Genomic DNA, 7,451 nt, shown 5'->3' with positions numbered 1-7,451 from the left:
GCACTGGCGGCGGGCCCCCGACGACCTCAGCCGGTGGCGACCCGCGGCCACCTCCTCCCCCGGCGCCGCCGGGGACGCGCTCGCCGCGCTGCGGCGGCTGCGCGTCGAGACCGCCGAGCTGGCCGAGCACCTCGGCGACCTCGCCTGCGGGGTCGCCCGCGCCCGCGACCTCGGCGACCCGCCGGACTGGGACGGCCCGGCTCCGCGGGGGCGCAGGCTGAGGGCCAGCTACAGCGCCACCACGACCACCACCGGCGCGCCGCGCGACGGCGTCGACGCCCTGCTCCTGACGCTGCCCGAGACCGGTCAGCGGCACTCGCGGGTGCCGCTGGCCGAGCCAGGAGCGGGCGAGGACCCCGGCCGGGGCGCGGAGCCCTCGCCGCAGGGCGCTCCGGAGGGTGGTGCACCGCGCACGTGGGCACCCTCCCGGCCGCGGGGGCAGCGCGCCCGCGCGGGCTGGGAGCGGCTGCTGCCGTGGGCCTCGCAGCCGTCCGGGGCGCCGGTGAGCACCGGGGACCTCGACCGGGCGCTGGTGCGCGCCGGCTGGCACCGCGTCATGCCCTGGAGCACCGGCAAGGACGGGGCCTCGGTCTCCACCAGCGTCGAGCGCACGAGCCGCGCCGGCTGAGCGCGGGCGGCGGGCGTCGACGCGTCGGGCTCGTCGCACGAGCTCGAGGGCTACCGCCATCAGCCCAGGAGGACGACACGACCGCCGAGCCCACCCGCTACCTGCGCACCGGCGGCGGCACGCTCGCCCACGACCTCGCCGGCGAGGGCCCGCTCGTCGTGCTCGCGCACCGCACCGCCGTCCTGGCGGCCGACGAGCCGGGCGAGGCGGTGGAGTGGGCCGTGCAGGGCCGCGCCGGCTCGACCGCCCTAGAGCGGCGTCGTCGAGCGCCGCGCCAGGTCCACCAGCCGTGCGGGACCGCCGAACGGGGAGCGGGTGACCACCTGCTCCCCCGGGTGCAACCGCTCGTCGCCGCGGTAGCGCGCCGCCAGGTCCGCCTCGGCCGCCTCGTCCCCGCCGTCCGCGAGCACCAGCAGCCGCGCCAGCTCGTCGACCTCCTCGAGCGCCAGCGACCCCGGGTCCTCCACGGCGCCCCAGCCGTCCCACAGCAGCAGCTCGTCGCCGTGGCGGTGCGCCAGCTCGTGCAGCACCTCGTCGCGCACGAACCCGGGACCGCACCACGGCGCACCGGGCGCCACCCCGTAGCGGGAGGCGTCGCGCTCCCCCGCCCGCCAGCCCAGCCACGCCTGCGCGGCCGTCTCGAACGGCGCCCCGTCCCCGACCGGCAGGTCGAGGACGTCGAAGGAGCCGGCGCTCGCCGTCAGCTCCGGGTCCGCGCGCCGCCAGCGCCCCCGTTCCCACCGCTCCACGACCACGTGGTCGTGCGCCCAGCCGGGGGTGAAGCAGTGCGCGAACCCGACCCGGCTGCGCGCGGGCACGCCCCGCTGGCGCAGCGCACCGACCACCAGCAGCGCGTGGTCGCGGCAGCACCCCGCCACCCGATCACCGAGCACCCGCGGCCGCTCCAGCCCCGTGCCGTGGCGCTCCTGGTCGACGTCCAGGACGACCTCCAGCCAGCGGCTGTCCACCTCCCCCCGCCGCTGCGGGGGCAGCTCCCCCAGCTCGGCGCGGTAGTGGGCGATGACGTTGCGCGAGGCGGCGCACAGGCTCGCCAGGTCCCCGGGCAGCGCCCCGAGGAGCGCGGCGTGCCGGCCGGGGTCCGAGTACGGGCTCTGGCGGGTGGAGTCCTCGAGCGCCACCACGGGCGTCTCCTCTCGCGTCGGCGGTCTGCACCTGCTGGTCCTGCTGACCGCGCACCGCGCGCAGACTCATCGCCGCCGGGCCTCCAGGGCGGTGCGCACCCCCCACAGGTGCTCGTGCGGGCGCTCCCAGGCCGCGAAGTGCCCCCCGCGCTCGAACTCGCGCCAGGCGACGACGTCGAAGAACCGCTCGGCGAACCTGCGCGGGGCGTTGACCAGGTCCCGGGGGAAGGTCGTGACGACCGTGGGGACCTCGATCCTCGGCCACTCCTTCGCGCCGGCGGCGGCGTAGGGCGTGAAGGAGGTGCCGATGCTCGCGCTCACCCAGTAGGCGCTCACCCACGTCAGCGCCTCGTCGAGGCTGAAGACGTCGGTCAGCGAACCGTCGCCGTCGCTCCAGCGCAGCAGCTTCTCCACGATCCACGCGGCCAGGGCGGCCGGGGAGTCGCCCAGGCCCACCGCGAGGGTGTTCGGCCGCGTGGACTGCTCGTGCATGTACCCGCCCTCCGCCGCCTGCCAGCGGTGGCCGCGCTCGACGTACGCGCGCTCCTCGGCGTCCAGGTCGCCGGGCGGGTCGACCAGGAAGTGGTACTGGGAGACGTCGGTCAGGTGCAGGGCGGCCACCAGCGCGGGGTGGCGGGCGGCGAGGGCCTCCGCGACGTCGCAGCCGACGTCGCCGGCGGAGACGACGCAGCGCTCGACCCCGAGCTCGGCCAGCGCGTCGGCGACGGCGTCGGCCATCGCCACCGACGACAGCCCGCCCTGCGCCACCGGGGCGGCGAAGGGGAAGCCCGGCAGCGCCGGGACGACGACGGTGACGTCGCCCAGCAGCGGCAGCAGCCGCTCGAAGCGCAGGACGGAGTCCGGCCAGCCGTGCAGCAGCACGACGACCGGTGCGGCGGCGGCCGCGACGGAGGAGGCGCCGGCCGCCGGGGAGACGACGGCTCGCAGCGGGACCGGTGCGCGCTCGGTCTCCCACCACGGGAGCGCGGCGATCCGCTCCTCCTGCACCCGCCAGTCGAAGCCGTCGCGCCAGTGCTCGAGCAGCGCGCGCAGCAGGGGCTCCGGAACACCCGGTGCACCGTCGAGCCGGACCCCCGGCACGCTGCGGAAGCGGCGCAACCGCTCGCGCAGGTCGTCCAGGACGGCCTGCTCGGTGCGGGCGAACGCGTGCCGCCTCACCGGGACCCCAGCTGCCCGCCCGAGCCCGCGAGCTCGCCGAAGAAGGCCCTGATGTCCGCGGCCAGCAGCTCGGGTTCCTCGTGCGCGGCGAAGTGCCCGCCGCGCGGCATGGGCGTGTAGCGGGTCAGCCGGTAGCGGCGCTGCACCCAGCTGCGCGGCGCGGGCGCGCCGAGGTCGGCGGGGAAGAGCGCCACCGCGGTCGGGACGTCCACCCGGTGCAGGGTGGGCGCCAGGCCGTGGGCGCGTTCGTAGTAGGGCCGCAGCGAGGTGGAGATCGTGTTCGTGAACCAGTACAGCGAGGCCTGCGTGAGCAGGTAGTCGTCGCTGAAGCGGGTGGAGACGTCGCCGCCGCAGTCGCTCCAGGCGCGGTGCTTCTCCAGGATCCACGACAGCAGGCCCGCCGGGGAGTCGCTCAGCGCCGGGGCCAGGGTGAGGGGGCGGGTGCTGTGCTGGTGGGCGTAGGCGCCCTCGGCCTGCGACCAGGCGTCCAGGGCGTCCAGGTAGACGCGCTCCTCGGCGGTCGGTTCCGGTTCGTCCTCGCGCACCCGGCGGTCCACGTCCAGCACGTGGATGCCGACCACCGCCTCCGGGTGGGCCTGCGCGAGCCAGCCGGTGATGGCCGAGCCGAGGTCGCTGCCGTGGGCGCCGTAGCGCTCGAAGCCGAGGTGCTCGTGCATCAGCCGGTGCCACAGCTCGTGGGTGGGCAGCGCCCCCTCCAGGCCGGGGCGCTGCTCGGAGGAGGGGAAGCCGGGCAGCGAGGGCACGACGACCGTGAAGGCGTCCCGCGCGTCCCCGCCGGAGCGGGAGGGGGTGGCCAGGCGCTCGGCCAGCCCGACGAGCTCGTAGAAGCTGCTGGGCCAGCCGTTGGTCAGCACGATCGGCAGCGCGGCCCCACCACCGGTCGCAGCACCGGCCTCGGCCTCGAAGCGCAGGTACTGCACGCGGGTGCCCTCGACGTCGGCGTGGTGCACGGGCAGCGCGTTCAGCTCGGCCTCGTGGCGGCGCCAGTCGTAGCCGTCGGCCCAGCGGGCGACCAGGCGCCGCAGCTCGTCGCCGTCGGTGCCGGCCCGCCAGCCGTCGAGGGGCCAGGGGCGGGGCCAGCGGGTGGCGCGCAGCCGCGCCCGCAGCTCCTGCAGGTCGGCGTCGGGCACCCGGATCCAGGGGCGGGCGTCGGGAGTCGGGTTCTCCGGTGAATTCGACACCAGTGGAGCGTATGACCGGTGTCGCGAGCGGTCAACACCATCTATCGCGTAAGATGGTGTCGTGCTGGGAGCAGCGGCGGGCGCCGCGTCGAACGCCGGACCCGAGGTCGACCCGCAGGTCGAACCCGGGGCCGCGCCGGGGTCCGGGGCCCGGGTCGTCGGGGACCTCGTGCTGGTCGAGCGGTTCCTCAACACCCTCGACGAGAGGACCTTCCAGCGCCACGGGCAGCAGCACGTCGCCACCGACCGGCTCACCTCGCCGCAGGCGCTGTCGGACTGGCTGCGGGCGCACGACCTGCCCACCCCCGCGCCGGGCGCGGACGCCGCCGACCTGGACGCCGCCCGCTCGCTGCGCACCGCCCTGCGCGCAGCACTCACCCCCGGCACCGGCACCGGCACCGGCACCGGCACCGGCACCGGCTCCGGCACCGGCACCGGCACCGGCTCCGGCAGCGGCTCCGGCACCGGCTCCGGCAGCGGCTCCGGCACCGGTGCCGCGCGGACCGCCGGCCTGCTGGCCGCCTTCCCCCTGCGCCTGGCACCGGACGCCGAGGGCCGCCTGCGCCTGGTCGCCGGCACGGGCGCGGCCGCCCTGGACGTGCTCGTCGAGACGGTGGCCGCGCAGGTGGCCGCCGGGGGGTGGAGGCGCCTGAAGCTGTGCGCCTCACCGGACTGCCGCTGGGCCTTCTACGACACCTCCCGCAGCGGCGGCGGCCGCTGGTGCTCGATGGAGGTCTGCGGGAACCGCCACAAGACGCGCAGCTACCGCCGGCGCCGCGAGGACTGAGCGCCCGATCCCGGGACCCGGTGGCACCGGCCCGGGAACCCGGCTCCCCCGGGGGCTCGGCGCGCGGGGCCTGCGCTGGGAGGGTGGACCCCGTGAGCATCGACGCGCTGCTGGCCTTCGCCGCCCTGTGCCTGCTGCTGGAGCTGACCCCGGGCCCCAACACCTTCCTGGTCCTGCGCCACAGCCTGCACGCGGCGCGGTCCGGAGCGCTCGCCGCGGTCGGCTCGGCCACCGGTGCCGTGGTCTGGGCGGGAGCGGTGGCCCTCGGTCTGGCCGCGCTGCTGCAGCAGTCCGCCGACGCCTACCGGGTGCTGAAGGTCCTGGGGGGCCTGTACCTGGTCGTCCTCGGCGTGCGCGCCTTCACCGCCTCGCGCCGCACCCGGGGTCCGCAGGAGCAGGGAGGACCCGCGCAGCGGGCGGTGCGGGCGCGCGCGGCGTTCGGCGCGGGGCTGCTCTCGTGCCTGCTCAACCCCAAGGTCGGCCTGTTCTTCCTCGCCGTGGTCCCCCAGTTCGCCCCCGCCGGTTCGGGCGTGGGCGCGACCCTGCTGCTCGGCCTCGTCGAGGCCGGCGTCGCCCTGTGCTACCTGCTGGTCCTGACCACGGTCGCCGCCCGCGCCGTCACCTGGCTGCGCCGCCCGCACGTGACCCGGGCGCTGGAGCGCACCAGCGCCGTGGTCCTGACCGCCTTCGGGGTCGGCACCGTCGCCAGCGCCCGCTGACACCACCGCCGGTGGGGCTCAGGCGGAGCGGGTGGCGGTGATGCCCCCGTCCACGGCGATCTCCGCGCCGTGGACGTAGCCGGAGGCCTCCGAGAGCAGCCACGCCACCGCGTCGGCGACCTCCTCGGGCCTCCCGGGGCGCCCGGCGGGGGTCCCGGCGGTCATGGCGGCGACGACGTCGCCCGCGGAGGCGTTGACCGGGGTGCGGGTGGCGCCCGGGGAGACGGTGTTGACCCGCACCCCGCGGGGTCCGAACTCCGCTGCCCAGCTGCGGGCGAGCTGGATCTCGGCGGCCTTCGTCGCCGAGTACAGGCCGACGAAGGGGTGCCCGAGGTGGGCCATCCAGGAACCGATGACCACGATCGCCCCGTGGCCGCGCTCGGCCATCGCGGGGGCCAGCGCGGCGGTGAGGACGTGGGGGGCGCGGACGTTGACCGCGAGGGTCGCCTCCAGGTCGGCGTCGCTCAGGCTCACGGTGTCCACCGGCGGGCACAGCGCGGCGTTGTGCACGACGGCGTCCAGCCGGCCGCCGGCGGCCTCGACGGCGGCGGCCGCGAAGGCCCGCAGCGCCTCGGGCGTCCCGGTGAGGTCGGAGGGGAGGAACACGGCCCGAGCGGCACCGGCGTCGGCGCCGGCGACGAGGTCCGCGACGACGGCGTCGCCGCGGGTCCGGTCGCGGCCGGTGACGAGGACGCGCCACCCCTGCGCGGCCAGGGTGCGGGCGGTGGCGGCGCCGATGCCGCTGGTGGACCCCGTGACGAGCACGGTGCGGTGCTCCTGGGTGACGGACCGGGTGGACTGGGTGGACTGGGTGGTGGTCACGGGGACCAGTCGAGCGGGCCCGCGGCAGGCGCACCAGGGCGCGCGCTGCCTGGTCACGGCGTGACCGGGTCCGCGCCGGGTCCGTCCTCCTACGCTGGCCCGGTGCCCGCCGACCGCTCCGCCCTCGGGGCGTTCCTGCGCTCGCGGCGCGACCGCCTGACCCCCGCGCAGGCGGGGATCGCGCCCTTCCCCGGGCCGCGGCGCGTGCCGGGGCTGCGCAAGGAGGAGCTGGCCGTGCTGGCGGGCCTGAGCCCGGACCACTACAGCCGCCTGGAGCAGGGGCGCCAGCACACCGTCACCGACGAGGTGGTGCAGGCGCTGTCGCGGGCGCTGCAGCTGGACGAGGTCGAACGCGCCCACCTGCGCGACCTGGCGGCCCCCTCCTCGCGCCGGCGGTGGGCCGGGCCGGAGGCCGCGCAGCGACCCGACCCGGGGTTGCTGCGCCTGGTGGACGCGCTGGAGCACGTGCCGGTGCTGCTGCTGGGGCGCAGGACGCAGGTGCTGGCGCGCAACGACCTGCTGAGCCGGGTGCTGGGGACGGCGGTGGACCCCGGGACCTCGTTCGCGCGGTGGCTCTTCCTCGACCCCGGTGCGCGGACGCGGATCGTCAACTGGGCCGACTTCGCCGCCGCGGCGGTCGGGGCGCTGCGCTACGAGGTGGGCCGCCACCCCGACGACCGGCGCCTGGGCGCCCTGGTCGAGGAGCTGCGCCGCGGCGACCCCGACGTCGAGCGGTGGTGGGCCGACCAGCGGGTCACCTTCCGCACCTCGGTCACCAAGCACCTCGACCACCCGGTCGCCGGACCGCTGAGCTTCGGCGTCGAGTCCGTCGTCGGGCCGCACGACCCCGAGCAGCGCCTGGTCGTCTACACCGTCGAACGCGGTTCCCCCACCGCGCAGGTGCTGCCGCTGCTCGCGGGGTGGAGCGCGGCGAGCGCCGGGGACGGCGGGAGCGGCGGTGCGCGGTGGGGG

At 77.4% G+C, this 7,451-nt stretch carries 7 protein-coding genes and 1 pseudogene; 4 read left to right on the top strand and 4 right to left on the bottom strand.

Features of this window, described 5'->3' with window-relative positions; translation table 11 throughout:
* A pseudogene (locus GTQ99_RS17070) lies at window positions 1–628 on the top strand (hypothetical protein); the annotation flags it as partial.
* Window positions 629–876: 248 nt separating this feature from the next.
* On the opposite strand, the gene GTQ99_RS17065 reads toward GTQ99_RS17070, so the two are convergent.
* From GTQ99_RS17065 to GTQ99_RS27070, 3 genes are all read right to left on the bottom strand, one after another.
* Window positions 877–1,770: a transglutaminase domain-containing protein gene (locus tag GTQ99_RS17065; RefSeq protein WP_166616927.1), complete on the bottom strand. Its 894-nt coding sequence runs from the start codon at window positions 1,768–1,770 to the stop codon at window positions 877–879.
* A 66-nt stretch (window positions 1,771–1,836) separates the two neighbouring features.
* The gene (locus GTQ99_RS17060) at window positions 1,837–2,949 is read right to left on the bottom strand and encodes an alpha/beta fold hydrolase (protein WP_166616926.1); all 1,113 of its coding nucleotides are present in this window, start codon (window positions 2,947–2,949) and stop codon (window positions 1,837–1,839) included.
* The gene (locus GTQ99_RS27070) at window positions 2,946–4,151 is read right to left on the bottom strand and encodes an epoxide hydrolase family protein (RefSeq protein ID WP_338075057.1); all 1,206 of its coding nucleotides are present in this window, start codon (window positions 4,149–4,151) and stop codon (window positions 2,946–2,948) included. Before GTQ99_RS27070 ends, GTQ99_RS17060 begins: the two co-directional genes overlap by 4 nt.
* A 61-nt stretch (window positions 4,152–4,212) precedes the next feature.
* Between GTQ99_RS27070 and GTQ99_RS17050 the strand changes: the two genes are divergently transcribed.
* Both GTQ99_RS17050 and GTQ99_RS17045 read left to right on the top strand, forming a co-directional pair.
* Window positions 4,213–4,938, top strand: coding sequence for a CGNR zinc finger domain-containing protein (locus tag GTQ99_RS17050; RefSeq protein WP_338075056.1), 726 nt, complete (start codon window positions 4,213–4,215; stop codon window positions 4,936–4,938).
* 92 nt (window positions 4,939–5,030) lie between these two features.
* Window positions 5,031–5,657: a LysE family transporter gene (locus GTQ99_RS17045; protein ID WP_166616925.1), complete on the top strand. Its 627-nt coding sequence runs from the start codon at window positions 5,031–5,033 to the stop codon at window positions 5,655–5,657.
* An 18-nt stretch (window positions 5,658–5,675) separates the two neighbouring features.
* On the opposite strand, the gene GTQ99_RS17040 is transcribed toward GTQ99_RS17045, so the two are convergent.
* Window positions 5,676–6,479, bottom strand: coding sequence for an SDR family NAD(P)-dependent oxidoreductase (locus GTQ99_RS17040; protein ID WP_338075055.1), 804 nt, complete (start codon window positions 6,477–6,479; stop codon window positions 5,676–5,678).
* 102 nt (window positions 6,480–6,581) lie between these two features.
* Between GTQ99_RS17040 and GTQ99_RS17035 the strand changes: the two genes are divergently transcribed.
* The coding region (locus tag GTQ99_RS17035) for an MmyB family transcriptional regulator (RefSeq protein WP_166616924.1) at window positions 6,582–7,451 on the top strand (870 nt) is incomplete at its 3' end.

Origin of the sequence: Kineococcus vitellinus, assembly GCF_009906315.1 — a bacterium.
Taxonomy (GTDB): Bacteria; Actinomycetota; Actinomycetes; order Actinomycetales; family Kineococcaceae; genus Kineococcus; species Kineococcus vitellinus.
This window is presented reverse-complemented; position numbering and strand designations above follow the sequence as displayed.